This is a genomic window from Daejeonella sp., from assembly GCF_044348475.1.
Classification (GTDB): Bacteria; Bacteroidota; Bacteroidia; order Sphingobacteriales; family Sphingobacteriaceae; genus Daejeonella.
This window is the reverse complement of sequence record NZ_JBIKSU010000011.1, coordinates 34,937-60,686: the sequence shown is the minus strand read 5'-3', so window position 1 is coordinate 60,686 and position 25,750 is coordinate 34,937. Positions and strand designations below refer to the sequence as shown.

General features: G+C 37.8%; 24 protein-coding genes and 1 tRNA gene. 10 read left to right on the top strand and 15 right to left on the bottom strand.

Annotated elements, in window-relative coordinates:
* Nucleotides 1–258: hypothetical protein (locus tag ACIQZ6_RS04780; RefSeq protein WP_395808728.1), on the top strand; the 258-nt coding region annotated here is incomplete at its 5' end.
* Between the two features lie 624 nt (nt 259–882).
* On the opposite strand, the gene ACIQZ6_RS04775 is transcribed toward ACIQZ6_RS04780, so the two are convergent.
* Nucleotides 883–958, bottom strand: a tRNA-Phe gene (locus ACIQZ6_RS04775).
* 179 nt (nt 959–1,137) lie between these two features.
* Between ACIQZ6_RS04775 and ACIQZ6_RS04770 the strand changes: the two genes are divergently transcribed.
* Both ACIQZ6_RS04770 and ACIQZ6_RS04765 read left to right on the top strand, forming a co-directional pair.
* A complete protein-coding gene (locus tag ACIQZ6_RS04770; protein WP_395808726.1) occupies nt 1,138–2,436 on the top strand; it encodes a 4Fe-4S dicluster domain-containing protein in 1,299 nt (432 codons plus the stop codon).
* 339 nt (nt 2,437–2,775) lie between these two features.
* Nucleotides 2,776–3,558, top strand: coding sequence for a (Fe-S)-binding protein (locus tag ACIQZ6_RS04765; RefSeq protein WP_395808724.1), 783 nt, complete (start codon nt 2,776–2,778; stop codon nt 3,556–3,558).
* A gap of 66 nt (nt 3,559–3,624) precedes the next feature.
* Here the strand turns inward: ACIQZ6_RS04765 and ACIQZ6_RS04760 are convergent, their stop codons facing one another.
* Nucleotides 3,625–4,122 carry a hypothetical protein gene (locus ACIQZ6_RS04760; RefSeq protein WP_395808722.1) on the bottom strand — a complete coding sequence of 166 codons (498 nt, stop codon included), beginning with the start codon at nt 4,120–4,122 and terminating at the stop codon, nt 3,625–3,627.
* Between the two features lie 264 nt (nt 4,123–4,386).
* On the opposite strand from ACIQZ6_RS04760, the gene ACIQZ6_RS04755 reads away from it, so the two are divergent.
* Nucleotides 4,387–4,860, top strand: coding sequence for an ABC transporter ATPase (locus tag ACIQZ6_RS04755; protein ID WP_395808720.1), 474 nt, complete (start codon nt 4,387–4,389; stop codon nt 4,858–4,860).
* Nucleotides 4,861–4,931: 71 nt separating this feature from the next.
* On the opposite strand, the gene mtgA is transcribed toward ACIQZ6_RS04755, so the two are convergent.
* From mtgA to rpsF, 4 genes are all read right to left on the bottom strand, one after another.
* Nucleotides 4,932–5,588 carry a monofunctional biosynthetic peptidoglycan transglycosylase gene (gene mtgA, locus ACIQZ6_RS04750; protein ID WP_395808730.1) on the bottom strand — a complete coding sequence of 219 codons (657 nt, stop codon included), beginning with the start codon at nt 5,586–5,588 and terminating at the stop codon, nt 4,932–4,934.
* Nucleotides 5,589–5,729: 141 nt separating this feature from the next.
* The gene (rplI, locus tag ACIQZ6_RS04745; RefSeq protein WP_395808718.1) at nt 5,730–6,173 is read right to left on the bottom strand and encodes a 50S ribosomal protein L9; all 444 of its coding nucleotides are present in this window, start codon (nt 6,171–6,173) and stop codon (nt 5,730–5,732) included.
* Between the two features lie 16 nt (nt 6,174–6,189).
* Nucleotides 6,190–6,453 (bottom strand): 30S ribosomal protein S18, encoded by a 264-nt coding sequence (rpsR, locus tag ACIQZ6_RS04740; protein WP_306551067.1) that lies wholly within the window; start codon nt 6,451–6,453, stop codon nt 6,190–6,192.
* Nucleotides 6,453–6,821 (bottom strand): 30S ribosomal protein S6, encoded by a 369-nt coding sequence (gene rpsF / locus ACIQZ6_RS04735; RefSeq protein ID WP_395808716.1) that lies wholly within the window; start codon nt 6,819–6,821, stop codon nt 6,453–6,455. The genes rpsR and rpsF overlap by 1 nt, the downstream gene beginning before the upstream one ends.
* An 852-nt stretch (nt 6,822–7,673) precedes the next feature.
* Here rpsF and ACIQZ6_RS04730 point away from each other — a divergent pair.
* Together ACIQZ6_RS04730 and ACIQZ6_RS04725 are read left to right on the top strand one after the other, a co-directional pair.
* Nucleotides 7,674–9,539: a DNA polymerase III subunit gamma/tau gene (locus ACIQZ6_RS04730; RefSeq protein WP_395808714.1), complete on the top strand. Its 1,866-nt coding sequence runs from the start codon at nt 7,674–7,676 to the stop codon at nt 9,537–9,539.
* Between the two features lie 278 nt (nt 9,540–9,817).
* On the top strand, nt 9,818–11,053 hold the full coding sequence (locus ACIQZ6_RS04725; RefSeq protein WP_395808707.1) for an isocitrate dehydrogenase (NADP(+)): 1,236 nt from the start codon (nt 9,818–9,820) through the stop codon (nt 11,051–11,053).
* 119 nt (nt 11,054–11,172) lie between these two features.
* Here ACIQZ6_RS04725 and ACIQZ6_RS04720 read toward each other — a convergent pair whose 3' ends face one another.
* Together ACIQZ6_RS04720 and panB are read right to left on the bottom strand one after the other, a co-directional pair.
* Nucleotides 11,173–11,904, bottom strand: coding sequence for an RluA family pseudouridine synthase (locus ACIQZ6_RS04720; protein WP_395808705.1), 732 nt, complete (start codon nt 11,902–11,904; stop codon nt 11,173–11,175).
* 13 nt (nt 11,905–11,917) lie between these two features.
* Nucleotides 11,918–12,733, bottom strand: coding sequence for a 3-methyl-2-oxobutanoate hydroxymethyltransferase (gene panB, locus ACIQZ6_RS04715; RefSeq protein WP_395808703.1), 816 nt, complete (start codon nt 12,731–12,733; stop codon nt 11,918–11,920).
* A gap of 244 nt (nt 12,734–12,977) precedes the next feature.
* On the opposite strand from panB, the gene carA reads away from it, so the two are divergent.
* The 3 genes from carA (at nt 12,978) to ACIQZ6_RS04700 (ending at nt 15,840) form a co-directional block, all read left to right on the top strand.
* Nucleotides 12,978–14,075, top strand: a complete 1,098-nt coding sequence (gene carA, locus ACIQZ6_RS04710; protein ID WP_395808701.1) for a glutamine-hydrolyzing carbamoyl-phosphate synthase small subunit — start codon at nt 12,978–12,980, stop codon at nt 14,073–14,075.
* 59 nt (nt 14,076–14,134) lie between these two features.
* Complete coding sequence (eno, locus tag ACIQZ6_RS04705; protein WP_395808699.1) at nt 14,135–15,427, top strand: phosphopyruvate hydratase; 1,293 nt, start codon at nt 14,135–14,137, stop codon at nt 15,425–15,427.
* Nucleotides 15,428–15,513: 86 nt separating this feature from the next.
* Entirely contained in the window at nt 15,514–15,840 is a 327-nt protein-coding gene (locus ACIQZ6_RS04700) for a septum formation initiator family protein (RefSeq protein WP_395808697.1), read from the top strand.
* A 112-nt stretch (nt 15,841–15,952) separates the two neighbouring features.
* On the opposite strand, the gene ACIQZ6_RS04695 is transcribed toward ACIQZ6_RS04700, so the two are convergent.
* Both ACIQZ6_RS04695 and fabG read right to left on the bottom strand, forming a co-directional pair.
* Nucleotides 15,953–18,040, bottom strand: a complete 2,088-nt coding sequence (locus ACIQZ6_RS04695; protein WP_395808695.1) for a hypothetical protein — start codon at nt 18,038–18,040, stop codon at nt 15,953–15,955.
* Nucleotides 18,041–18,382: 342 nt separating this feature from the next.
* A complete protein-coding gene (gene fabG / locus ACIQZ6_RS04690; RefSeq protein WP_395808693.1) occupies nt 18,383–19,126 on the bottom strand; it encodes a 3-oxoacyl-[acyl-carrier-protein] reductase in 744 nt (247 codons plus the stop codon).
* A 71-nt stretch (nt 19,127–19,197) separates the two neighbouring features.
* Here fabG and ACIQZ6_RS04685 point away from each other — a divergent pair, with 71 nt between their 5' ends.
* Nucleotides 19,198–19,878 (top strand): class I SAM-dependent methyltransferase, encoded by a 681-nt coding sequence (locus tag ACIQZ6_RS04685; RefSeq protein WP_395808691.1) that lies wholly within the window; start codon nt 19,198–19,200, stop codon nt 19,876–19,878.
* Nucleotides 19,879–19,890: 12 nt separating this feature from the next.
* Here the strand turns inward: ACIQZ6_RS04685 and ACIQZ6_RS04680 are convergent, their stop codons facing one another.
* From ACIQZ6_RS04680 to ACIQZ6_RS04660, 5 genes are all read right to left on the bottom strand, one after another.
* Nucleotides 19,891–20,256 (bottom strand): methionine-R-sulfoxide reductase, encoded by a 366-nt coding sequence (locus ACIQZ6_RS04680; RefSeq protein WP_395808689.1) that lies wholly within the window; start codon nt 20,254–20,256, stop codon nt 19,891–19,893.
* Between the two features lie 594 nt (nt 20,257–20,850).
* Nucleotides 20,851–21,282 carry a septal ring lytic transglycosylase RlpA family protein gene (locus tag ACIQZ6_RS04675; protein WP_395808687.1) on the bottom strand — a complete coding sequence of 144 codons (432 nt, stop codon included), beginning with the start codon at nt 21,280–21,282 and terminating at the stop codon, nt 20,851–20,853.
* Between the two features lie 374 nt (nt 21,283–21,656).
* Nucleotides 21,657–22,532 (bottom strand): succinate--CoA ligase subunit alpha, encoded by an 876-nt coding sequence (sucD, locus tag ACIQZ6_RS04670; RefSeq protein WP_395808685.1) that lies wholly within the window; start codon nt 22,530–22,532, stop codon nt 21,657–21,659.
* Between the two features lie 88 nt (nt 22,533–22,620).
* Nucleotides 22,621–23,895, bottom strand: coding sequence for a C4-dicarboxylate transporter DctA (gene dctA / locus ACIQZ6_RS04665; RefSeq protein ID WP_395808683.1), 1,275 nt, complete (start codon nt 23,893–23,895; stop codon nt 22,621–22,623).
* A gap of 50 nt (nt 23,896–23,945) precedes the next feature.
* Nucleotides 23,946–25,712: an ABC transporter ATP-binding protein gene (locus tag ACIQZ6_RS04660; RefSeq protein ID WP_395808681.1), complete on the bottom strand. Its 1,767-nt coding sequence runs from the start codon at nt 25,710–25,712 to the stop codon at nt 23,946–23,948.
* Between the last annotated feature and the right edge of the window lie 38 nt (nt 25,713–25,750).

The following is a 25,750-nucleotide window of genomic DNA, read 5'->3' as shown; positions in this document are numbered from 1 at the left end:
ATAAAATTGCTGGATTTCACTGCTCAAGAGCATTTAAACACCCATGAGCTAAATGATATCCTAGAAATAACCAATAAGTCACAAGATAATCAAAGGAAGATTAGGGTCACATTCATTAATGAATTAAATAAAAAACTAGAACTGAAATTCAATATTGAGGATGGAATTGAAAAAAAATCAATTCAAGAAGATAAAAGATTGACAGTTTATGTATTGAACCAACACATTAGAACTAAAGTTAAAAATCTGTTAGAATAAAGTAGGTATAACCATTCCCTCTCAGTCTGGTGATTACACCAATCAGTACTTATACCGATTGTACTGGTATATTGTATTAAGAACAGCTTTCATAGCAAAATTCGCATTAAAAACTGTGTGAAACTCTGTGATTTCACCTAATTCACGTAAAATATTACTCGAATCATAAATCTAAATTCTTAGCATTGTTAAGATTGTTAATCTATTATGGTTAAGAGATTATTTACACTATTCAAATCTGATAATAACTCAAGAAGAATGAAAGCAATCATTGATTTTTTTAAAGTATTCTTCGGGTTTATTGTTTATTTAATACGAAAAAATACATAAAAGATCTATTTCAATTTTTAACTATTATTTAATACCAAATACAATTAAATTCAAACCTACCCAGTGCCCAACAGCACTGGGTTTTTTATTTAATCCTCCCCATTTTAACAGGATAATTATCAGAAATAGATGTGAGTTATAAAACAGGTTTAAAAAATCCTAAAAACCTCCATTTTCGTTGAGCATCTGCGTGTGGTACCAGCTGGCCCCGATAGCTATCGGGACGAACCATGTATAATTACATTACCAATAAGTATAAAATCAAAAAAGCCTCAGATTTCTCTGAGGCTTTTTTGGTGGTACCAGCTGGAATCGAACCAGCGACACAAGGATTTTCAGTCCTTTGCTCTACCGACTGAGCTATGGTACCAGACCATACCCGTTTTGTTCGGGACTGCAAATGTAGTGTCTTTTTTCGTTTCTGAAAATATTATTTGAAAAATATTCATTTTACCTTTTCGCAAAAAATGGTTTATTTTTAATATTATGCATGCATAGTAATTGCATATCCAGGATATTCCCTATTTTAGCTAAATAAATCCATAAAATATGGTTGTACAAATCATTTTCCTGATTGTTACAGGGGCTTCACTTGCTTTATTTAGCCTGAATGTTCGTAAGATTATCCGGAATATTAATCTTGGCAAGGATACCGATCGTTCCGACAAACCTGCTGAACGTTTAGCTACCATGTTTAAAGTAGCTTTTGGCCAATCTAAAATGGTTAAGCGTCCGGTTGCAGCTATTCTGCACCTATTTGTTTATGTTGGATTTGTAGTCATTAATCTAGAAGTACTGGAGATTATGATTGATGGTTTATTTGGTACGCACCGCATCTTTGCGGCTCCGCTTGGTGGCTTATACCCTGTATTAATCGCTTCGTTTGAAGTATTGGCCGCTTTAGTGCTTTTAGGGGTTGTTGCATTTTATGCACGAAGAAATATCATCAAACTAAAACGCTTTAATGGTACAGAGATGACCAAATGGCCCAAATCAGACGCATCCATCATTCTGATTGTTGAGGTATTTCTAATGACTGCATTTCTGTTTATGAATGCGGCAGACAGTAAATTGCAGCAATTAGGCTCATCGCATTATATTCTTGCTGGTTCATTCCCGGTAAGCAGTTTTCTTTTACCACTCCTCCCCGATTCAGAAGCAGCTCTGATTATTATTGAACGATTCTGCTGGTGGTTCCACATTGTAGGAATCTTGGCTTTTTTAAACTATCTGCCCTATTCCAAGCATTTCCATATCATTATGGCTTTCCCCAATACCTATTATTCGAATCTGGAGCCTAAGGGTGAATTTTCAAACATGGCTTCAGTTACCAATGAGGTTAAAGCGATGCTTGATCCGTCTTATATTCCCGAACCTATTCCAGAAGGAGGACGATTCGGTGCAAAGGATATCTCGGACCTGACCTGGAAAAATTTGATGGATGCTTATACCTGTACAGAATGCGGAAGATGTACTTCTGTTTGTCCGGCGAACATGACAGGCAAGCTCCTCTCACCCCGCAAGATCATGATGGATACTCGCGACCGTTTGGTTGAAGTAGGAAACAACATAGATAAACATGGCAAGGATTATCAGGATGGTAAATCATTACTTGACAATTACATCAGTAGAGAAGAGATCTGGGCATGCACAACCTGTAATGCTTGTACAGATGCTTGCCCTGTGAATATCGACCCCCTAGCCATCATAGTAGAACTAAGAAGATATTCAGTAATGGAAGAAGCACAAGCGCCCAGCAGCCTGAATAATATGTTTGGAAATATTGAAAATAATGGAGCCCCTTGGAAGTACTCTGCAGCGGATAGAGCAAACTGGACTAATGTGTAAATAGTTATCAGTTGTCAGTTATGAGACAACAGAAAAAGCAGAAAGCTAAAAGCAGAAAGCTAAAAGTTATAAGTAATAAGTTATAAGTAATAAGGATAAAGCGAAAAGCTAAAAGCTAAAAGCTAAAAGCAGAGAAGAACAATTATATGAATTGAAGTACTTTGAGGCTATTCCTAACAACTAACCAACTAACCAACCGATAACAGATAACCGATAACAGTAGTCAGACTTCAGACCTCAGACAACAGATAACAGATAACTGACAACCGATAACAGACAACTGACAACTGATAACTGATAACTGATAACAGACAACTGACAAAAGATAACAGATCAAAAATGAACATACCAACAATGGCCCAAATGGCCGCAAAAGGTGAAACACCCGATATCTTATTCTGGGTTGGATGCGCGGGCAGTTTTGATGAACGTGCACAAAAAATTACCCGTGATATTTGTAAGATCTTGCAGCATGTCGGAATAAATTTCGCGATCCTTGGAACTGAGGAAAGTTGCACGGGTGATCCTGCAAAACGTGCCGGAAACGAATTCCTTTTCCAGATGCAGGCCATGACCGCTATTCAGGTATTAAATGGCTATGAGATAAAAAAGATCGTAACCGGCTGTCCGCATTGTTTTAATACCATCAAAAATGAATACCCGAATCTTGGAGGTAATTATGAGGTAATTCATCACTCTCAGCTAATTCAGCAATTAATTGATGAAGGCAAACTGAAAGCTGAAGGTGGCGAATCGTTCAAGGGTAAAAAAATCACGTTCCATGACCCATGCTATTTGGGACGTGCCAATGGTGTTTATGAAGCTCCACGTAAAGCGCTCGAAATTCTGGATGCCGAGTTAGTTGAAATGAAACGCTGTAAGTCAAATGGACTATGTTGTGGAGCTGGAGGCGGGCAAATGTTCAAAGAGCCTGAAAAAGGAACAAAAGACATCAATATTGAGCGAATAGATGAAGCCTTAGCACTTCAACCCAATATTGTGGCATCCTCTTGTCCTTTCTGCATGACCATGTTAAGCGATGGCATTAAAAACTTCAATAAAGAGGGAGAAGTGAAGGTGCTAGATATTGCTGAGATCACAGTAAGAGCAAACGGACTTTAAATTGAAAATTGGCAAGGTTAATTTGAAAATAATGAGTTCAGAATATTTTATAGATTTTATACCCTATCAGTTTTTTTGAAGCAGGCGTTTCATCCCTTGAATATCATCCTGCAAAGCCACCAAATCTTCAGGTTCAACGGTATGCAAATCTAAACGGAAAAGGGTTGCCATTGAATCTACATTGCCGGCACGGTCGTTAAAGGTTTGCACAATCACATCATCTTCTATCGTTTTTAATAACAGATTTCCAGAACCAGTATCTCCAAAATAATCTACGCTGCTTACTCGGGCAATATTTAGAGAATAATATTCCTGCTTTCCGCTTAAATATGTCTTTCGATACCTTAGAAAACCTTCATCACTTAATAAGAGCTCACATTTTTTGATTTTTACTAATTCAGATTCGGGATAATGCATTTTATTAAGCCTGACCAGAACTCTTTCCACAATCTGATGAATGGAGTCATCCTGTGGTACTGAAGCACTTATTAAAACTAGTGAAACACAAATGAGCAAACCGCTAATTAGCAATACTCCTGTGTATCTTATGTGCTTATAAAACATTATCGTTTAAAAATGTTAAAGCCCTAATGTAAAAACAATTCGTGAAAAATAGTTGGATTAATACCATAGAATTACAATTCAACACGCTGATTTTAACCGAAGCTAAGTTCTGCCCACGAATCTTTTTAAAACTCATTCTTTCTTATCGCATATAAAATTATCGCAGCTTCAGTAAAAGAAATTTATAGTGTTGGCTCATAAGCAGAGTAGCATTAAAATAGAATTAATGAAAAAAATGCTCGTCAAAATTCTGTATTTTTGATTATGAATATTTCCGAAAATTCAAGAGTTTGGATCTACCAGGCCAACCGTATCTTAATTCAAGACGAAGAGCTGGCTATCCTTGAAATGCTCAATAATTTCACGACAGGTTGGCTAGCACATGGCCATGCGCTAGCTGCACTTGGTGAAGTACTTCACCATCAATTCATTGTTCTTTCAGTTGACGAAGAGGTAGCCGGTGCAACAGGTTGCAGCATAGACAAATCTGTTAATTTGATGAAAGAAATTGAGCAAAAATTTAATCTTAATCTATTCGACAGGTTTAGAATTGCATACAGGCAACATAAAGATGTGCTAAACTGCAGCAAAGAAGAGTTTGACGAATTGATAAAAAGTGGCCAGATTAGTAAAGAAACGCTTGTATTCAACAACCTGATTAATAAGCGTCATGAAATGCAAACTGCCTGGGAGATACCCTTAAAAGATAGTTGGCATTCCAGGGTATTTTTATTTTGATCAAGAGCCAAGAATCAAGAACCAAGACAAGTTAATCGAATTGGTATCCCAATCCTGTTAAATTAATCTCATCAAAAAGGTAATTTTTCAAGCCTTCTCATATTCCTGAGAATTAGCCCCTGCTTATAATAAATATAGCGTGTTGGCCTTGATGGATTCCATCGCAATGGATTTGGCAAAACAGCAATCAATAATGCTGCCCTTGACTTGCTCATGCTTTGTGCTGTTTTCCCATAGTATTGTTGTGAAGCCGCCTCAGCACCATAGATCCCATCCCCCATCTCAATCACATTTAAATAAACCTCCAGAATTCGTTCTTTGCCCCATAGTATTTCAATAAGAATGGTGAAGTAAGCTTCGAAAGCTTTTCTAATATAGGATCTTCCAGGCCATAGAAATACGTTCTTTGCAGTTTGCTGACTAATGGTGCTGCCACCTCTAACCTTTTTACCCTTTTGATTTTTCATGAAAGCAGACTCCATTGCCTTGAAATCAAAACCCCAATGCTTCAAAAAGTTAACATCTTCACCGGCAATGGCAGCTTTTTTTAGATTCGAAGATAGTTCATCAATGCCTAACCATGACTTTTGAATTTTCCATTCCTTACCCTCAGCTTTGTGTTCAAAGCCACGCTGAATCATTAAATAAGTTATAGGGGGATTGATAAATCTATAGACCAAAACCCATAAAATTGTAACAGCCAAAAACCAGGTTAGTAATTTGCCCATCAACCTTCCAAACTTTCTCAATTCAATAAAATTTATGTGCCGATAATTTAGTCAAAAAAAATGCCTTCTGAACAAATCAGAAGGCATTAAATTATAGTTTTTTTCCTGATTATACACCAGACAAAATCTGGAGTAAGGAAATTATTCTGCTACAACATCAAAAGGAACTTTAACTTTCACTTCTTTGTGAAGATTAAGGTTTGCAGTGTATTCACCCACAAATTTAGGTTCAACATCAAAAGTAATGCGACGACGATCAACGTCAAAGCCTTCTTTCTTCAATGCATCTGCTATCTGAATGGTATTAACTGATCCAAAGATCTTACCGGTTTCACCAGCTTTTGCACCAATAGAAAGTTTAATACCCTCTAACTTTGCTGCAATTTCTGTAGCATCCTTTTTGATTTTATCTTGCTTGAAAGCAGCTTGTTTTAAATTTTCAGCTAATACTTTCTTTGCAGATTCAGTAGCCAGCGTAGCATAACCCTTTGGAATAAGGTAATTACGTCCAAAACCTGGTCTTACATTTACAACATCATCTTTCTCGCCGAGATTCTTGATGTCTTGTTTTAAAATTAGTTCCATATCGCTTATCTCCCTCTTATTTTATTGAATCAGTAACGTAAGGTAATAAACCAATATGACGGGCACGCTTTACAGCCTGAGCCACTTTACGTTGAAACTTTAATGAAGTTCCTGTTAAACGGCGTGGTAAAACTTTACCCTGATCGTTAATGAACTTTAATAAAAAGTTAGCGTCTTTGTAATCGATGTACTTGATTCCGTTCTTTTTAAAACGGCAATACTTTTTGCGGCTCTCGTCTACTTTCGGAGCAGTTACGTATTGGATTTGATCTTTTGCCATTATTGTGCTACCTCCTCAGTTTTAGTTTCCTTGTTTTTATTGAAGGCTCCGCTACGTTTCTTCTCACTGAATGCAAGTGCATGCTTATCCAATGAAACAGTCAAAAAACGCATTATGCGTTCATCGCGTCTGTATTCAACTTCAAGTTTGTTAATAAACTCACCCGGAGCTTTGAATGTAGTTAGGTGATAGTATCCTGTTGTCTTCTTTTGAATCGGATACGCTAGTTTTTTCAAACCCCAATTGTCTTCATGGACAATTTCGGCTCCGTTATCGGTCATTAGCTTATTGAATTTGGTTAACACCTCTTTCGCAGCTTCTACAGATAACAACGGGGTCAGAATGATCACTGTTTCGTACTGTTGCATTGTTGCTTTTTGTTTTTTTAATTTATTTATGCGCTAAAGCTCTAATACAGGGCTTAAAGCGGGATGCAAAAATAGATATAATTTTCTATTTATCAAATGCTTTTTTGAAAGTTAGATATTATAAAACACCACTGTTGTCCGGTTAAAATAAAATTTTTATAAAAAAGCCATTTATATGCAAAAAAATATGTTTTTAATTTTATATAAAAAATAAGCTCCCTTTTGATTAGAATCAATTTTTATATTTTCATTGCTTTGAATCCAAGTTCATTGCGAGGTTTTTTTCTTGTCATTGCGGCGCTTTTTCCTGTCATTGCGAGCGTAGCGAAGCAATCTCATAATTATTCGTATAACAAAGGGATTACTTCGTCGTGCCTCCTCGCAATGACAACGAGGATTATGCTACAAAAAACTAATTCCAATCCCACCACAAATCGTCCACTCACTGTCCCTTCGTTTACGTTTCTTCCGCCTTGGCTGGTGCGGCAATGACAACCCTAGCCTTCGCAGAACCTTTCATAGCATCAGACGCAGCGGTGGCGTTTTGGTCACTTTTTTGCTAAAGAAAAAGGACTAGCCCCCGCGGCAATGAGCGGGAAATTCAATATAACTCCAATTTCCATATTAAACCTAAATCAAAACAAAAAGGAAGAATCTCTTTCTTTTGAAGGCCAAAAGAAACAAAAGTATCTTCCTGAATTTCAAAAGAATATTCTTTAAAACAATCCTGTTAATCAAAAATTAAATGCTTTTTTTCGATTCAAACGCGATAATTATTTTTTTGCAAAAATGTCGATAAAAAAAATCGACTAAGTTTGGTTTAACCCATTCCTCTTTCTAATTTAGTAGCCGATGGATAATTTTATAGTATCAGCAAGAAAGTACAGACCAGCAACGTTTCAAACTGTTGTAGGTCAGCTACATATAACTGGCACCTTAAAAAACGCCATCAAAAACAATCAGCTGGCGCAGGCATTTCTTTTCTGCGGACCACGAGGAGTTGGAAAAACTACCTGTGCCCGGATACTCGCTAAAACAATAAACTGCGAGAGTTTAAGTCCCGATGCTGAAGCATGTGGAGTTTGTCATTCCTGTATTTCATTTCAAAATGGTAACTCTTTCAATATCCATGAGCTAGATGCAGCATCAAACAATTCAGTTGAAGATATCCGAAGTCTAATTGAACAAGTTCGAATACCCCCTCAGGCTGGGCGATACAAGATCTATATCATTGATGAGGTTCACATGCTTTCGCAAGCAGCATTCAATGCTTTTTTGAAAACACTAGAAGAACCCCCTAATTATGCGATTTTCATCCTAGCTACAACAGAAAAGCATAAAATACTGCCAACCATCCTATCCAGGTGTCAAATCTTTGATTTTAACCGAATCAGGGTTGAAGATATTGCTAAGCACCTGGCAGAGATTGCTAATAAAGAAGGAATAGCATACGATGAAGACGGGTTACATCTGATCGCACAAAAAGCCGATGGTGGCCTTCGCGATGCCTTATCTATGTTCGATCAGATTGTCAGCTTTTCAAGTAAAAATGTCAATTACAAATCTGTTATTGACAATCTGAACATTCTGGATTATGATTACTATTTTAAATTAACAGAGGCTATCCTCTCTGAAGATGTTGCCAACGCACTCCTTCTTTTTGATGAGATATTGAGCAATGGGTTTGATGGAAACCACTTTATTACCGGACTTGCCTCACATTTCAGAAATTTACTGGTTTGTAAAGATGCATCTACCTTAAAATTACTAGAAGTGAGTGAAGGAATACGACAGAAATATAGTATTCAATCGCAGTCAGCCCCCCTATCCTTTTTACTATCAGCATTGAACATCAGTAATCAATGTGATTTAAATTATAAAACAAGTAAAAACCAGAGGTTACAGGTTGAGCTCACGCTTATTAAACTCTGCCATATCCCAGCTGCGGTCAATCTTTCAACAGCAGGAATTCCAGCCATACAGGACGGTCAGCTAAAAAAAAAACTTAATCCAGTAGAAGAACCCTCTGCTTCTGAACCCATTTTGCCCATTCAAGAAATAACCACTCCCATTCAGGTGATAGTTTCTGAACCTATTGTACAAGAATCAGTAGTTGAAGATCTAGTTGTTTCTGGGAGCCAAGAACCGATAGTTGAAGAAACCGTTGTTGAAGAACCAGTTGTTTCTCTTAGCCCAGAGGCCATGGTTGAAGAAACAGCAGTTAAGATCATTATACCAAAGCTTTCAGCCGGTACAAACAGCTCATTGATTCCAAATTTGAATGATTTGGAAGCAAATTATTCTAAAAAAGAAGAAATTCAGGCAGCGTATTTAATTGGTGAGAGCAAGTTGGAATTTAGTTCTGATTCCATGCTTAAATATTGGAATGATTACGCAGAAAAAATCAAAAAAGAGGGTAAAATAAATATTTTTACTATCATGACAGCCAATCCTCCTGTTTTACTTGATGAGTTCATCATTGAACTACTCATAGAAAACAAGATACAGGAAGATTTGCTCAGTTCAGAGAAAGTTGACCTGTTGAATTATCTTCGTGTAGAGATGAAAAATTTCAGCATAGACCTTCAAACCAGGTATATGGAACAAACTCAAAAGAAACGTCTTTATACGTCTTCAGACAAATATCAGCACATGCTAGAAAAAAATCCTAATCTAGAAGAGTTTAAACGCAGGTTCAATCTTGATCTGGATTATTAATCAAGCAAGAACGTTTAAATCTATTTCAAGACTCGCATTTTTAGCATATTCATAGGCAGCAGTCGGATTAGTTTCATCAACATCAAAGAAAGCATATCTAGCATTTTTGACCATATTACCATCAGGGTTATGATGAACATAGTCTTATTATTTTAGGATTTCATTTCCTTTATTTTTTAACAATTACAAATTAACTGAAATTTCAAGCCCTTCAGATTTTCAGGTATATTCAAAATTCCTATATTTGGGAAAATTCCAAAAATCTTATTATTAAGTATATGTCAGTACAAAAAATTAAAGTTGCAAATCCGGTAGTTGAATTAGACGGCGATGAAATGACCAGAATTATCTGGAAGTTTATTAAGGATAAACTGATCACCCCGTATCTTGAGCTGGATATCAAATATTACGATCTTGGAATGGAATACCGCGATGAAACCAATGACCAGGTTACCATTGATGCAGCAAATGCGATCAAACAATATGGCGTTGGTATCAAATGTGCTACGATCACTCCAGATGAAGCCCGTGTTGAAGAGTTCAAACTGAAACAAATGTGGAAATCACCCAATGGCACGATCAGGAATATTCTTGATGGAACTGTTTTCCGTGAGCCTATTGTGATGAGCAATGTTCCGCGTTTGGTACCAAACTGGACTGCTCCAATTTGTATCGGTCGTCATGCTTTTGGCGATCAGTATCGTGCAACTGATTTTGTAACAAAGGGGAAAGGAAAATTAACCATCACCTTCAGTCCAGAAGATGGTGGCGATATTCAGTCGTTTGAAGTTTACAATTTTAAAAGTGATGGTGTAGCTCTTGCCATGTACAATACCGATGAAAGTATTTTTGGTTTTGCCCGTGCATGTTTCAATCAGGCACTATCAAAAGGCTGGCCTTTATACCTTTCTACAAAAAATACAATTCTAAAAAAATACGATGGTCGCTTTAAAGATATATTCGAAGAAGTTTACCAAAATGAATTCAAAGGCAAATTTGTTGCTGCAGGAATTACCTATGAGCACCGTTTGATTGATGACATGGTTGCATCAGCTTTAAAATGGAATGGAAATTTTGTTTGGGCATGTAAAAACTATGACGGAGATGTTCAATCTGACACTGTTGCACAAGGTTTCGGTTCTTTAGGATTAATGACCTCTGTTTTAATTACTCCGGATGGTGGCACGATGGAAGCTGAAGCAGCTCATGGCACTGTAACCCGTCACTACCGTGATCATCAGGCAGGAAAACCAACTTCTACCAACCCAATTGCTTCGATTTTTGCATGGACAAGAGGTTTGGAGTTCCGTGGTAAACTAGATAATAATCAGGCATTGATTGATTTCTGCCATGCTTTAGAGCAGGTTTGTATTGAAACTGTAGAAAGCGGAAAAATGACCAAAGATCTTGCTGTTTGTATTCATGGAAACAAAGTAAGTCATGGTGATCATTATCTCTACACAGAAGAATTCCTTGATGCAATTGACCAAAACTTACAGGCAAAATTGTCTTAATTTCAAATATTTAGAAAAAAGCCACTATTTAAAATGGTGGCTTTTTTTTGATTTGCAATTTGCAATCTGATTTAGATAGTTGATGCCTATTGGTTCTTGACTCAGATAAGGTATCCGTACTAAAAGCTCTCAAAGCGTTCCCAGAATCCATCTTGTGGCAGTGGAGCAAAAATATGAACAGGCTCCAACTTAACAGGATGCATAAATTGAAGTCTGCGGGCATGCAAACAAATACTTTTTTTAAGGCTGCCGCGAGGATATCCGTATTTATTATCGCCAACTATTGGACAATTTAACGTTGATAATTGAACACGAATTTGATGAGGGCGGCCGGTGATTGGGTCAACTTCTATAAGATAATAGCCTCCTAGCTCACCTAAAAGTTTATAATTTAATTCTGCACGCTGGCTTCCTGGCACTTCCTTTTCATAGGCCTTGGTTACATTTTTCTGCGGATTCTTAACCAGCCAATGCACCAGTGTTCCTTGTTCTACAGCCGGACGATTACGAACTACCGCCCAATAGGTTTTATGCATGTCTCGGCTTTTGAACATCTTATTGATACGATCAAGTGACTTGCTTGTTTTGGCAAATAAAATAACTCCGCTAACTGGTCGATCAAGACGATGTACCACACCCAAAAATGCACCGTTTGGTTTATTGTATTTTTTGGCAATGTATCGCTTAACTTTTTCATCGAGCGATTCATCACCGGTATCATCAACCTGAACAATATCTCCTGCCCGCTTATTTACAGCGATTAAGTGGTTATCCTCAAAAAGAATATCCTTATCGGTAATATCGAGTGAAAGAACTGGGAATTTTGCTTTTTTATAATCAGGAGCAGCCATTAATTATCAATTCTTAATATTGTTCCTTTTCATTTGGAAAGTTGCCAGATTTTACATCTTTAACATACGAATGTACAGCACCATTGATCTGTTCAAAAAGATTTAGATATTGTCTTAAAAATCGTGGCTTAAATCCTTTGGTTAAACCAATCATATCATTAATTACCAAAACCTGTCCGTCGCAATGTTGCCCTGCTCCAATTCCAATTGTTGGAATTTTAACACTATCAGTAACCTCTTTGGCAAGTTTTGCCGGTATTTTTTCAAGAACTACAGAAAAGCAACCTGCTTCTTGAAGTACCAAAATATCCTGCTTTAATTTTTCTGCTTCGGCCACTTCCTTGGCCCGCACGGTATAGGTACCAAATTTATAAATCGACTGAGGAGTTAATCCCAAATGTCCCATTACCGGAATACCTGCCGTGATTATTCGCTCTACAGATTCACGTATTTCTATTCCACCTTCTAGCTTAACAGCATGAGCCCCAGATTCCTTCATAATCCTGATAGCCGAATTCAACGCCTCTTTTGAATTGCCCTGATAAGATCCAAAGGGAAGATCTACAACAACAAGAGCCCGTTTTACTGCCCTAACTACAGATGCAGCATGATAGATCATCTGATCAAGTGTGATTGGCAAGGTTGTTTCATGCCCCGCCATTACGTTAGAGGCTGAATCGCCAACAAGAATAACATCAATACCACCTTCATCAACAATGGTAGCCATTGAAAAATCATACGAAGTGAGCATGGCAATCTTCTCGCCTTTTTGCTTCATTTCCTGGATCGTATTTGTAGTGATCCGTTTTACCTCTTTATGTGTAGACATGTAGCAGAGTTTAAATTCAATTCAAAGTTAGGATTAATAGAAACAATACACAGCCAAATTATATCTAAATGATGTAAGGAAAAAGAATTTGATAAATCATTCATCAAAACTTTCAATTTTAGTAATAAATACCTAATTTTGACAACGTGAAATATGAAGTAAAAAACTTCCCTCTACACCGCGGAAAATCTTCCGAAATCATTGCTCTTAAATCGATTTTAAATACCTTTTCAATTTTTACTAAATGAATACTTACATCAAATTACCTGCAGTACTGCTTTTGGAAGATGGTACAATTTATCACGGAAAAGCCGCAGGAAAAATTGGAACTACCACTGGTGAAATTTGTTTCAATACGGGTATGACCGGATATCAAGAGATCTTTACAGATCCTTCTTATTTTGGACAGATCATGGTTACAACCAATTCGCATATCGGAAATTACGGAATTCACAAAGAAGAGGTAGAGTCAGAAAGCATCAAAATTTCTGGGTTAGTTTGTAAAAATTTCAATATTGCCTACAGCAGAAAACAAGCCGACTCTTCGATTCAGGATTATTTTCAGGATGAGCATATCGTTGGGATATCAGATGTAGATACCCGATCTTTGGTAAGACATATTCGTGATAAAGGAGCAATGAATGCTATTATTTCTTCTGAAATATTAAACATTGACGAATTAAAACAGAAGCTAGCATCAGTACCTTCAATGGATGGCTTGGAGTTATCTTCACAAGTGTCAACTAAAGAAGCCTATGAATACGGTAATAAAGAAGCGGCCAAACGGGTTGCAGTACTTGATCTTGGCGTAAAGAAAAATATATTAAGAAATTTTGATAGCAGAGGAGTTTTCTCTAAAGTATTTCCTGCTAAAACCACATTTGCAGAAATGGAAAAATGGAATCCTGATGGATATTTCATTTCGAACGGTCCTGGCGACCCATCAGCCATGCCCTATGCCATTGAAACTGTAAAAGCGGTTCTTGCTTCAAATAAGCCATTATTTGGAATTTGTTTGGGGCATCAATTACTTGCACTTGCAAATGATATCCGCACAATGAAAATGTTTAACGGTCATAGAGGATTAAATCATCCAGTAAAAAACGTGATCATCAATCATTGTGAGGTAACCTCGCAAAATCACGGATTTGGAGTAATTCCAGATGATGTACGCAATTCAGATAAGGTAGAAATTACACATGTTAACTTGAACGATCAATCAATTGAAGGAATCAGAGTAAAAGGGAAAAAAGCATTTTCAGTTCAATATCACCCGGAATCATCACCTGGACCTCATGATTCAAGGTATCTTTTCGATGATTTTGTTGCCATGCTTAATTAATTGCTGTACTCGTACATTTACAACACATAAACTATAATTTCAAACAGAAAAAAAATAATATGAGTTTAATTCTTGACGTTCACGCTAGACAAATTCTGGATTCCCGTGGAAATCCAACAATAGAGGTCGATGTAATTACAGAAAATGGCATTATGGGTCGTGCAGCAGTACCATCTGGTGCTTCAACGGGTATCCATGAAGCTGTTGAGCTTCGCGATGGTGACAAGTCTGTTTATTTGGGAAAAGGCGTTTTAAAGGCTGTTGCCAATGTTAATGAAAAAATTGCTCAAGAACTTGTTGGAATTGATGTATTTTCTCAAAACAGTATTGATCAATTACTTATTGAAATAGATGGTACTGAAAATAAAGGAAATTTAGGCGCAAATGCCATTCTGGGTGTTTCTTTGGCAGTTGCTAAAGCAGCAGCTCAGGAAAGCCGTCAACCTTTGTACCGATACATTGGTGGTGTTAATGCGAATACCTTACCCATTCCAATGATGAATATCGTAAACGGCGGCTCTCACTCTGATGCTCCGATCGCGTTTCAGGAATTCATGATTATGCCTGCTGGTGCATCTTCTTTCTCTGAGGCCCTTCGCTGGGGAACAGAAGTATTCCATACCTTAAAAAAGATATTGCATGACCGTGGTCTTTCTACAGCTGTAGGTGATGAGGGCGGATTTGCTCCTAAGTTTGAAGGCACAGAAGATGGTGTCGAAACCATTTTGCTGGCCATTGAAAAAGCTGGTTATACTGCAGGAAAAGATATTTTTCTAGCTTTTGACTGCGCCGCCTCAGAATTCTACAAAGATGGAAAGTACGATTATACCAAATTTGAAGGTGAAAAAGGTGCGATTAGAACTAGCGCTGAGCAAGCTGAATATCTTGCTCAATTAGCTGAAAAATATCCAATCATCTCAATCGAAGATGGTATGGCTGAAGATGACTGGACTGGCTGGAAATTATTGACAGAAAAGATTGGTTCAAAAGTTCAATTAGTTGGTGATGATCTTTTTGTTACCAATGTGAAAAGATTGCAACAAGGAATTGATAGCGATACTGCCAATTCAATTTTGGTAAAAGTAAATCAGATCGGCACACTTACTGAAACGATCAATGCAGTTTCATTAGCTCAAAACAACGGCTATACCTCAGTAATGAGCCACCGATCTGGCGAAACAGAAGATTTTACCATTGCCGACCTTGCGGTAGCATTAAACTGTGGACAGATTAAAACCGGTTCGGCATCACGCTCAGACAGGATCGCAAAATACAATCAATTACTTCGTATTGAGGAAGAATTAGGCAGTAATGCACGTTTCCTAGGTAAGAGTTTTAAATACATTAAATAAGCAGGTGTTAATAAGTTAATAATACCCACTAGCAAAACATCTTAAGAATATCAATCTTAGGATGTTTTTGTTTTATATTTGTACTAATGGCTAGAATTTTAGATCTGATCCGAAATAAATATTTGATTGCATTCGTTGCATTTCTTACCTGGATGCTATTTTTTGACCGCAATGATTTGATTTCACAATACGAATATCGTAGCCAACTGAATAAACTAGAGGCCGAAAAAGCATTCTATACCCTTGAATCAGCTAAAGCGGTAAAAGATTTGAATGAACTAACTACCGATCAAAGCAAACTCGAAAAATTTGCCCGCGAAAAATACCTGATGAAAAAAGAGAACGAAGACGTATTCGTGATCATTCAGGAAGCAGCAAAAGAAGAGAAAAAAAGTTCGTTTTTTGGGAATTGAGTTTTAATTAAATTAAAAAAAACTTATTTTCTTATCAAATTTCTTTATTGGTCTGACTGCTTCCCTTTTTTACTAGGCCATAGTTTTTATTATTTTCTAGCATCTTGTTTTTTCAGACTTCACCATTTCGCTTTCTTGAGAACCATTCAATGCTCAGTAGGGCAACTATCAGAAAAAATAAAAATTTAAGATTGATCAATTCCTCATACTTGCGGTCTTCATAAGAAATGGTTTTGACGGTTTCATTTTCCCTAATCATCTCAGGAAGGCTATTCAATTGATCAGGAAAAAGCATTTTTCCGCCATTTTGCTCGGCCATTGTAAATAATAACTGATGATTAGCAAGACTTTGTTTAAACTCCGTCTGCTGCTCGGTTACCACAAATTGTCCAGCTGCCTGATATGAAGCCTTCCCTAAATTGGTTTTTGCAGTATAGCTGTATTCTCCTGCCGGCAATATTCCTGCATTTAAAAGATAGGAATTAGAGGTTCTGGAAAATAGATACGAATAAGCTTTGCCCAACTTACTTTTCAGTGAAATATTCACATCGGGAGTATTAACCAGCTGATAAGTATCATTATACAACTCGGCATTAAGCACCACCTGCTCATTGTCATCAAAAGCATTTTTAGAAGAATAAACACGAAATTTTCGCTTATCCTCTCTGGTTGAAAGGTATTGTATTGTTTTTTGGATCAATTCATTAGTGGCATCATGATTGGCATTTTCCTGAAAATCTTCGAGTCGCCATTTCCAAATGCCCTCAGCTGCTAAAACACCGATTCTGCGCTGATTATCATCACCAAATACTAATAGCGGCTTTTCTGTGGCTAATTTTCCGATCTGTTGGGTAATGAATACAGTGCTCGGCCCTTTTAATCCATAATTACTAAATGGACTGAGTAATGGCCCGAAATTGCTAATTTTCAATTTATTGGCATCAGATAATGTAAATCCATAAAAATCAGATTTCAATACTGGAGTAACTTCTTGCATGACCGCAGAACTGCTCATGTTTACTACAAATTGTGAAGCTACAAAAGCAGGAATGTTACTTTGTGAACCCAAAATGTATAACAGTGGCTTATTTGCACTTAGCTGGATAAGATCTTGTGCATTATTTGTTACTGAAGGCAACTGATGCAGGATGATGAGCCCTGCCTCCTGAATATCCGTTTTAAGCAGATCAGTAGCTAATTTAACTTTTACAGCATAGCTTTTATTGATTTCTATAGCCTGTTTTAATGCCGTTATATCGGGATGCGGAGAATTTGCGAGAATCAAAACTTTTTGCATGCCATCGATCACCTCTATAAAGATAGTTTGAGTGTTATTGATGACCGATAACTCGCTAGCAACCGGCACCAGTCTGATTGAATAGCGCTGAATACCTTTACGTTCGGCAGGAAGAGTTAAAAGAATATTCTGCCTGAATTCATCCGAATTGATTGAAATCGGTTTTGAGTAAACAATTCCAGCAGAAGATGAAATCGATAAAACAGAAGCACTCCCCTTTGCCTGATAGGCCTCCAAACTTATTTCAATTTGAAAATCATTACCCAGATAACTAATTGCATTATAATTCACATTTGCAATCAGGAGATCACGCTTAGCAATAGTATCTCCAAGGGCAATGGTATATATGGGTGCCCGCAAATTTTTACGCTCATATTGAGGATTTGCACCGCGATTATAAATTCCATCACTGCCTAGAATCAAGGCCCCCACATTTCGATTTGAAAACTGATCATCAATCAATTTAAACAAGGCTGAAATATCTGTTAGCTTGCCATCAAACTTAAGATCCAGCCCATTTTTAACCTGGGAATCAAAATTGAATGTCCTTACTTCAAAATCTGCTGAAAGGTTCTTCTCCAGTTCCCGAATTTGATCAATATAGCGCTGCTTATTAAAATCTACAGTTTTTGAGATTAATATAGACGATGAATTATCCTGTGCAATCAGGATGACGGGTTTTTCTATAGTACGGTTTATTGTTTTTACTAGTGGAGCAACCAGCAAAAAAGCAATGATAGAAATAAAAATCGCTCTGAGTCCAAAAAGAAGATTTCTTAATGATCTGTTTAAATTATTGGATGATCCATAGAGAATAAAAGCATAGGCAATACCTAGAGCCAGGCATCCTAAAAGCCAAAAAAATGAAGAGTTTGTAAATTGCAATTGAAACAATAATGGCATAGCTTATGTAGCAAATTTAGCAGTTTAAAGAGGAAAGGTGAAAGCGGAAAGCAGAAAGCTAAAAGGTGAAAGCTAAAAGGTGAAAGCCGAAAGCGGAAAGCTAAAAGCAAATTGTGCAATCTCACATCTCACATCTCACATCTCATATCTCCTATAGGTGAAAGCGGAAAGCTAAAAGGTGAAAGCTAAAAGCAAATTGTGCAATCTCACATCTCACATCTCACATCTCATATCTCCTATAGGTGAAAGCGGAAAGCAAAAAGCTAAAAGCGGAAAGCTAAAAGCTAAAAGCAAATTGTGCAATCTCACATCTCATATCTCAAATCTCATATCTCAAATCTCCTAAAGCATGCCCCCATCAACAGGAATAACCTGTCCTGTAATGTATCCGCTCATATCAGAACCTAGGAATACGCATAAATTGGCTACATCATCTGTTTCGCCTGCGCGTTTCAATGGTATTGCCTGTGCCCATCCTTCAACCACTTTTGGGTCAAGTACATCAGTCATTTCTGTGCGGATAAAACCAGGGGCAACAACATTGCTGCGAATATTTCGTGATCCAAGTTCTTTGGCTATGGATTTTGAAAAGCCGATAATCCCTGCTTTTGAAGCAGCATAGTTTGCCTGTCCGGCATTTCCCTGCACCCCAACAACAGAACTCATATTAATAAACGAGCCCTTGCGGTTCTTCATCATTACTTTCGAAGCAGCTTTGGTAACATTAAAAACAGATTTTAAATTGATATTCAATACATCATCCCAGTTCTCTTCGCTCATGCGCATCAATAAACCATCCTTGGTTATTCCGGCATTATTTACCACGATATCAAGAGTTCCAAAGTCAGCTAAAATATCTTCAATCAGTTTCTCAGCCTCATCAAATTTTGAAGCATCTGAGCGATAACCTTTCACCTTTGTGCCAAAACTTTGCAATTCCTGTTCAAGAGCTTCGCCCTTCTCAACAGAAGAAAGATAAGTAAATGCTACATCAGCACCATGTTCTGCAAATTTTTCTGCAATCTTTCGTCCGATACCTTTAGATGCTCCCGTAATTAATGCTATTTTTCCTTCGAGTAATTTCATAATGAATATTAAAACTGTGAAATTAGGACTTTTATTAAAAAAATCATACTTAAATATTTCAAGAAGGATAAATGGAAAATGTAGAAGATTTTTATGATCAGTTAAGTAGCAAATACTCAGACCTAATCAAAAAATGTGTACCCAGATATGACGAGCTACTTCATACTATGTTCCTGTATCTTGAGCCTGATTTTAAGCCTTTACGTATTCTGGATCTAGGTTGCGGAACAGGTAATCTCACTCAAAGAATACTGGAATACTTTCCTGATGCGCAGATCGATGCACTAGATCTTTCTGAAGACATTTTAGAAGAAAGCAGAAAAAGATTTGGCAATCAATCAAACATGAATTACCTACAGGCTGATTTTAAAAACATGCATCTTTCTGAAAAGTGTTATGACCTGGTGATGTCGAGTATCGCAATACACCATGTGCAAGACCCCTTCAAGTTCAAATTATACAAGGATGTTTTTTACGCTCTGAAAACAGATGGCCTATTTATTTTTGCAGATCAAACCCGGGGCATTACCGATGAGATTTATTTCAAAAATATTGAATGCTGGAAGGTAGAGGCCCTAAAGCTAGGTTCTACAGAAGAAAACTGGAACATGTGGATGGCGCATCAGGATGCTCATGATTATCATAGCCCAGTGGGTTGGCATTTAGAGAATTTAAAAAAAGCAGGCTTCAATGAAGTTGACCTGCTTTCAAAATATTTAATGTGGGGAGTATTCTGGGCTAAAAAGAATTAAATTCCGAAATGATTATCCCGGTGATGGAATGAATTTCATAGAAATTGAATTCACACAATGACGCGTATTTTTAGGGGTAAGTTTCTCTCCTTCAAATACATGCCCTAAATGCCCGTCGCAATTATTACATAATATTTCTGTGCGATAACCATCCTTATCGGTTAGTTTCTTTACTGCACCTGCTATTTCATCATCAAAACTTGGCCAGCCACAATGCGAATCAAACTTATCTTCTGAGCGATAAAGAGGCGTTTCACATTGCCTGCAAACATATATTCCTGATTGCTTATTCTCCAAGTATTCACCTGTGTATGGCCTTTCTGTACCCTTGTGCAGGATAATGTATTCTTCTTCCGGTGTTAATTTATTGTATCCCATGTGCTGGTAAATATAGGAAGGCTGCGCGAAAGAGTAGAAACTGCAGGGAGATATGACACGATGCCTACAATTTGGGAAAAGAGTTAAATGATTAAATTCTCCGAAATTTGGTCAGGAAAAGAACCACTATCGCACGCGCGCAATGTCATTATTTAGTGGGCAGAAGGTTCTGGCCTTCGCCAGATCCGATAGCTATCGGATCACAATGCATTTTGTATTAATGAAGGAGATCCTGAATTCGTAAGGATCGTAATCCTTAAATAATGACATTGCGCGCGTGCTAGCAGAGACGACGCATGTAAGCCTTTTGCGTCTTGGCGTCTTTGCGAGAACTCCTTTTTTAATTCTAAGAAATTCAATCATTGTATTTAATGATTTTCTCGCAAAGACGCAGAGACGCGGATGTATTTGGGATAAGGAAATTACAGTTTAGTTTATTGCAAAATTTTTCTAGCCACCCAGTGTCCAGTTAGAGCATGCGCGACCGTTAAAGCACGCGTGTCGCTTGTGATTTTTCATAAACATAGCTATCAAGAAAATTTGCTGTAATTAAAAAATCAAGAATTGAACAGATTGTTAAACCTATAATGCGGTTTAGTTCTCCGGGATTTTATAACTGATCGTCACATTTGCCACTCCCTTACCATAAAAACCAAGTTCTTTGGCAGCGGCCTGCGAAACATCAATCATAAAGGACTTGGAATGCGGACCGCGATCATTCACTCGAACAACAACAGAACGCCCATTATCCAGATTTGTAACAGTAACTAGGGTTCCGAATGGCAATTTTAGATGGGCTGCAGTCATTTTATTATTACTGAAAATATCTCCGTTACTGGTTCGGCGACCGTGAAATTTACTGGCGTAATAAGTTGCCCTTCCACGAACAGTACGTAAATTAGAAGAAAGAATGCTATCTGCCTGAACGCTATCTTTCTGTAAAGTATCCTTCGGAATATCTGTCTGCTGAGCAAAGGCTGAAGCAACTGAAATAAAGCTGAAGACTATAAAAATTAGGGCTTTCATATGCTTCATGTATTGGTTAATAAATGCAAATATCGCTATTTTAAGCTAAAAGAGCAAATTCAAAGTCCTGGATCTTGGCATTTGTACCCTTTTGCGATTATTCTTTCCCGTCATACAAGCGCGTATTTGCGTCTTTGCGAGACCATTTTTTTTAAATTATTCAATCAAAGCAGGAAAGCTCGCAGAGACGCAAAAGATAAAAGATTATGTATGGCAGGCATTCATCGCTCCTCGTCGAAAACAGGAGAAATCAACCTAAACAAGATTAGTAAAATCCGGTGTTATTTCACCAAAAATCTGAGGCAAATTTAAATTTAAAAAACATAAAAAAAACCGGCAATTAGCCGGTTTTCAATTCCTTAGCCTTAGGCTAATTATAATTTTGCAAGTTCTTCAGCCATTGCAGCACCGATCTCAGCCGGTGACTCCACCACGCGAATTCCGCATGCTCTCATGATCTTCATCTTGGCAGCCGCAGTATCATCAGCACCGCCAACAATTGCACCAGCATGACCCATTCTACGTCCCGGAGGCGCAGTTTGACCTGCTATGAACCCAACTACCGGCTTCGTACCATTTTCTTTGATCCAGTAAGCAGCTTCCGCTTCCATTCCGCCACCAATCTCACCAATCATGACAATACCTTTTGTTTCAGGATCGTTCATCAATAACATCACTGCTTCTTTAGTGGGGGTTCCAATGATTGGATCACCACCAATACCAATGGCAGTTGTAATACCTAATCCTGCTTTAACTACCTGATCAACCGCTTCATAAGTAAGGGTTCCAGATTTAGAAACGATACCTACTCCGCCTTTTTTGAAGATAAAACCTGGCATGATACCGATCTTAGCTTCATCAGCAGTGATGATACCCGGACAATTAGGGCCAATCAAGCGGCAATCTTTGTCTGAAATATATTCTTTCACTAAAATCATATCCTTTGTAGGAATTCCTTCAGTGATACAAACAATAACTTTAATTCCTGCTTCAGCAGCTTCCATGATTGCATCAGCAGCAAAAGCTGGTGGTACAAATATGATCGATACATCGGCACCTGTTTTATCAACGGCATCTTTTACCGTATTAAACACCGGACGGTCTAGATGACTTTGCCCACCTTTACCCGGAGTTACACCACCTACAAGCTGTGTTCCATACTCGATCATCTGAGAGGCGTGATAGGTGCCTTCATTACCAGTGAACCCCTGAACTATTACTTTTGAATTTTTATTAACCAGTACACTCATTGAATATATTTTTGTAACGCAAAGCTAACAGAATCGCTCAGAATCTCAAAAGGTAAAGTCAAAAAGAATTTAAGAAATTTCAGCCTTTCTAAATCGTAATTACCTCATCAGGAGCATTTGGATCAATCGCTCTTATATAGGCCTTTTCGTCAAACTCATTTTCGCTTTTGGCAATCACTACTGAAGCTACTGCATTGCCAATCAGATTGGTAATTGCCCTGGCTTCAGACATGAACCGATCTACTCCCAATAAAATAGCAATACTCTCTATTGGAACCACCTTCAGAGCTGTTAATGTAGAAGCAAGTACAATAAAACCACTTCCGGTTACGCCTGCAGCACCTTTAGAGGTGATCATCAAGACCCCGATAATGGTAATCTGCTGTCCGATACTGAGGTCAATGTTGAAAACCTGCGATAAAAAAATCACCGCCATTGATAGGTAAATGGAGGTACCATCGAGATTAAAAGAATATCCGGTTGGCACTACCAAGCCTACGACAGATTTTGAACAACCAAATTTTTCAAGCTTGAGAATTATACTCGGCAACACCGATTCGGACGAAGATGTACCTACAACAATCACAATTTCTTGGCGAATGTATTTAAGCAATTGCCAAAGACTGAATTTATACAGATAACAAATCAGATTCAGTACTCCGAAAATGAATAGAATCATGGTCATGTATACAGCGATCATTAGCTTACCCAATGGATACAAAGTTTCAAGTCCGTAGGTGCCTATGGTAAACGCCATGCCTCCAAAAGCTCCAAATGGAGCAAGCACCATGATCATCTTCATAATATTAAAGATCACTTTCGATAATTTTTCAAAGGTGCCAATCAGGGAAGTTCCGGCAGAGCCCATGCGGCTCAGTGCAAATCCAAACAGAACCGCAAAGAACAAGATCTGCAAAATATCTCCCTTGGCAAAAGATTCAAAAATGTTCTTCGGAACAATATGAGCAAAAAACTCGAGCCAGTTCATTTCAGATGCAGAGTCTTGGTAGGTTTGTATTTTGGAGGTATCTGCACTTGATGCACTAACAAGCACCCCTTTGCCAGGTTGAAAGATATTGGCAACCAGCAAGCCTATGATAATGGCCACCGTAGTAATAAGCTCAAAATAAAGAAGTGCCTTACCACCTACCCTGCCTACTTTTTTCATGTCGCCCATTTGGGCAATACCTAAAACAATGGTGAAAAAAATAATGGGCGCGATTAGCATGCTAATCATATTGATGAAGGTTTGACTGATCAATTTGGCCGTTGGTGCAAAACCCGGAAAATTAATACCAACCAGCACTCCTAAAACAATGGCAACTAAAACCTGGAAGGTTAGGTGTGATACAACTCTCTTCATAACAAGAAAAATAATCTTAAAGTTCTAAGGTAATTTATTTTCAGGATAATTTATCCTTTGGCAATTCCTTCTGAGTTAAACTGTAGATCATACAGGCGCTTATAAAAACCATTGAGTTTTAAAAGCTGCTGATGGGTACCCATTTCTTTGATCTCACCCTGATCTAGTACAATGATGCGGTCGGCATTTTGAATGGTTGATAAACGATGGGCAATAACGATTGATGTTCGGCCCTCCATTAGTTTATTGATGGCATTTTGAATAAGCTCCTCGGTTTCAGTATCAACTGAAGCGGTGGCTTCATCTAAAACCAAAATCTGAGGGTTGTACACCAAAGCGCGGATAAAGGAAATTAGCTGAGCCTGGCCAGCCGATAAAGTAGCTCCTCTTTCCATTACATCATAATCGAAACCACCGGGTAACCGGTTGATGAACGCTAATGCACCCACATCCTGAGCAGCTTTCGTCAGTGCATCTCTACTGATCTCCTGGTTATTCAGATTGATATTATTGGCGATGGAATCCGAGAAAAGAAAAACATCCTGCAAGACAGTAGCAATATTTGAACGGAGAAAGTTAAGTTCATACTCCCGAATGTCAATTCCGTCAACCAATACACTTCCCTTATTTACTTCGTAAAAACGGTTTAAAATATTGATGGTGGATGATTTGCCAGCGCCAGTTGCACCAACCAATGCTAGGGTTTCACCAGGTTTAAGGTGAAAGGAAATATCTTTCAATACCCAATTTTCATCATTATAAGCGAACCAGACATTTTTAAATTGTATGTCTCCGTTTAAATGCGATGGTTTATACCTTCCCTTATTTTCAGTTGTCTGATCGGTATCTAACACATTGAAAATTCGCTCAGCACCAACCATGCCCATTTGTAGGGTATTGAATTTATCTGCAAGCTCACGGATAGGCCTGAACAACATATTGATGTACATAATGAACGAAACCACTACTCCTGGAGAAATTTGGTCAGAAAGAATGGATCTTGAGCCATACCATACCAGCAAACCAATTGAGATTGCTGAAATAATCTCGACTACTGGGAAAAAGATAGAATAATACCAGTTTGACCGGATATGAGCATCGCGATGTTTGGCATTGATCTGTCTAAACTTTTGCATCTCTTGGTCTTCCCTTGCAAAATATTGGATGATTCGGATTCCAGAAATATGCTCCTGTAAAAAGGTGTTCAAATTTGATATTTGTGTTCGAACATCCTGAAAGGCAGATTTGATCGCTTCTTTAAACACGTACGATGCAACCATTAAAAAGGGCATCGGGATTAAGACTACAATGGTAAGTTCCCAATCGATATAAAGCATTACGGCAATAATTGCAACTACCTGCAAAACATCACCTACAATAACAATCAAACCTTCAGAAAATATATCTGCGATTGTTTCTAAATCGGAAACTGTTCGGGTGATCAGCTGCCCTATGGGGGTGCGGTCAAAATAGTTAAGTTTAAGGCTACTGATATGATTAAAAACATTTACGCGTAGGTCTTTGATCACCGACTGGCCAAGAACATTTGTAAAAAAGGTATGGTAATACTGAACGCCAGTCTGAATCAGTAATAATCCAACCATCAATAAGCTCATATTCAGCAAACCGCTGCTGTTGTTAAGAATAATATATTTATCTAGGGTGTACTGAATGAGCCACGGCCGAAGAGGCGCAAGAACAGCCAGAAGCATGGTCAAAAAAATTGACCATGCAAAAATCCTGCGATACGGATAGGCATACCGAAACACCCTTTTCAGGAGATTTACATCAACAGCATTACCGCTTACTTTTGCCATTTAGTTTGTAAAATATTGATTCAGATCCGGTTATCCAT

What these genes read in the sequence shown, in the direction of transcription:
- ACIQZ6_RS04770 (WP_395808726.1), top strand. Translation starts at nt 1,138, where the DNA reads ATGGTTGTACAAATCATTTTCCTGATTGTTACAGGGGCTTCACTTGCT.
- ACIQZ6_RS04765 (WP_395808724.1), top strand. Translation starts at nt 2,776, where the DNA reads ATGAACATACCAACAATGGCCCAAATGGCCGCAAAAGGTGAAACACCC.
- ACIQZ6_RS04760 (WP_395808722.1), bottom strand. Translation starts at nt 4,122, where the DNA reads ATGTTTTATAAGCACATAAGATACACAGGAGTATTGCTAATTAGCGGT.
- ACIQZ6_RS04755 (WP_395808720.1), top strand. Translation starts at nt 4,387, where the DNA reads ATGAATATTTCCGAAAATTCAAGAGTTTGGATCTACCAGGCCAACCGT.
- mtgA (WP_395808730.1), bottom strand. Translation starts at nt 5,588, where the DNA reads ATGGGCAAATTACTAACCTGGTTTTTGGCTGTTACAATTTTATGGGTT.
- rplI (WP_395808718.1), bottom strand. Translation starts at nt 6,173, where the DNA reads ATGGAACTAATTTTAAAACAAGACATCAAGAATCTCGGCGAGAAAGAT.
- rpsR (WP_306551067.1), bottom strand. Translation starts at nt 6,453, where the DNA reads ATGGCAAAAGATCAAATCCAATACGTAACTGCTCCGAAAGTAGACGAG.
- rpsF (WP_395808716.1), bottom strand. Translation starts at nt 6,821, where the DNA reads ATGCAACAGTACGAAACAGTGATCATTCTGACCCCGTTGTTATCTGTA.
- ACIQZ6_RS04730 (WP_395808714.1), top strand. Translation starts at nt 7,674, where the DNA reads ATGGATAATTTTATAGTATCAGCAAGAAAGTACAGACCAGCAACGTTT.
- ACIQZ6_RS04725 (WP_395808707.1), top strand. Translation starts at nt 9,818, where the DNA reads ATGTCAGTACAAAAAATTAAAGTTGCAAATCCGGTAGTTGAATTAGAC.
- ACIQZ6_RS04720 (WP_395808705.1), bottom strand. Translation starts at nt 11,904, where the DNA reads ATGGCTGCTCCTGATTATAAAAAAGCAAAATTCCCAGTTCTTTCACTC.
- panB (WP_395808703.1), bottom strand. Translation starts at nt 12,733, where the DNA reads ATGTCTACACATAAAGAGGTAAAACGGATCACTACAAATACGATCCAG.
- carA (WP_395808701.1), top strand. Translation starts at nt 12,978, where the DNA reads ATGAATACTTACATCAAATTACCTGCAGTACTGCTTTTGGAAGATGGT.
- eno (WP_395808699.1), top strand. Translation starts at nt 14,135, where the DNA reads ATGAGTTTAATTCTTGACGTTCACGCTAGACAAATTCTGGATTCCCGT.
- ACIQZ6_RS04700 (WP_395808697.1), top strand. Translation starts at nt 15,514, where the DNA reads ATGGCTAGAATTTTAGATCTGATCCGAAATAAATATTTGATTGCATTC.
- ACIQZ6_RS04695 (WP_395808695.1), bottom strand. Translation starts at nt 18,040, where the DNA reads ATGCCATTATTGTTTCAATTGCAATTTACAAACTCTTCATTTTTTTGG.
- fabG (WP_395808693.1), bottom strand. Translation starts at nt 19,126, where the DNA reads ATGAAATTACTCGAAGGAAAAATAGCATTAATTACGGGAGCATCTAAA.
- ACIQZ6_RS04685 (WP_395808691.1), top strand. Translation starts at nt 19,198, where the DNA reads ATGGAAAATGTAGAAGATTTTTATGATCAGTTAAGTAGCAAATACTCA.
- ACIQZ6_RS04680 (WP_395808689.1), bottom strand. Translation starts at nt 20,256, where the DNA reads ATGGGATACAATAAATTAACACCGGAAGAAGAATACATTATCCTGCAC.
- ACIQZ6_RS04675 (WP_395808687.1), bottom strand. Translation starts at nt 21,282, where the DNA reads ATGAAAGCCCTAATTTTTATAGTCTTCAGCTTTATTTCAGTTGCTTCA.
- sucD (WP_395808685.1), bottom strand. Translation starts at nt 22,532, where the DNA reads ATGAGTGTACTGGTTAATAAAAATTCAAAAGTAATAGTTCAGGGGTTC.
- dctA (WP_395808683.1), bottom strand. Translation starts at nt 23,895, where the DNA reads ATGAAGAGAGTTGTATCACACCTAACCTTCCAGGTTTTAGTTGCCATT.
- ACIQZ6_RS04660 (WP_395808681.1), bottom strand. Translation starts at nt 25,712, where the DNA reads ATGGCAAAAGTAAGCGGTAATGCTGTTGATGTAAATCTCCTGAAAAGG.